This window comes from Bacillus cereus group sp. BfR-BA-01524, from assembly GCF_022662595.1.
Lineage (GTDB): Bacteria > Bacillota > Bacilli > Bacillales > Bacillaceae_G > Bacillus_A > Bacillus_A thuringiensis_S.
Genome location: NZ_JAKUDW010000458.1, coordinates 1 through 223 on the forward strand (window position 1 = coordinate 1; position 223 = coordinate 223).

Sequence of the window (223 nt, forward strand, 5' to 3'; positions counted from 1 at the left end):
CTATCAAGCGTATTAGTATAATAGAAACTTTGTAACAAAAGAAAAAGAAGGGAGAATGAAAGATATGAAAGAGCAAGTATTACAAGTAACAAAAGGTGACTTCGTAGGATCAGCAAGTGGAGCGGTAGTATTAACAGCATTAATCGTATTTCTATCAAGTGTATTAGTATAATAGAAACTTTGTAACAAAAGAAAAAGAAGGGAGAATGAGGGATATGAACAG

General features: G+C 32.3%; 1 protein-coding gene. It reads left to right on the forward strand.

Annotated elements, in window-relative coordinates:
• The first annotated feature begins 55 nt into the window (after positions 1-55).
• Positions 56-172, forward strand: coding sequence for a DUF3948 family protein (locus MR170_RS31880; protein WP_000654250.1), 117 nt, complete (start codon positions 56-58; stop codon positions 170-172).
• The last annotated feature ends 51 nt before the right edge of the window (positions 173-223 follow it).

Bases quoted from the DNA above. Each gene is read 5' to 3' on its own strand.
- MR170_RS31880 (WP_000654250.1), top strand. From the start codon at position 56: ATGAAAGATATGAAAGAGCAAGTATTACAAGTAACAAAAGGTGACTTC.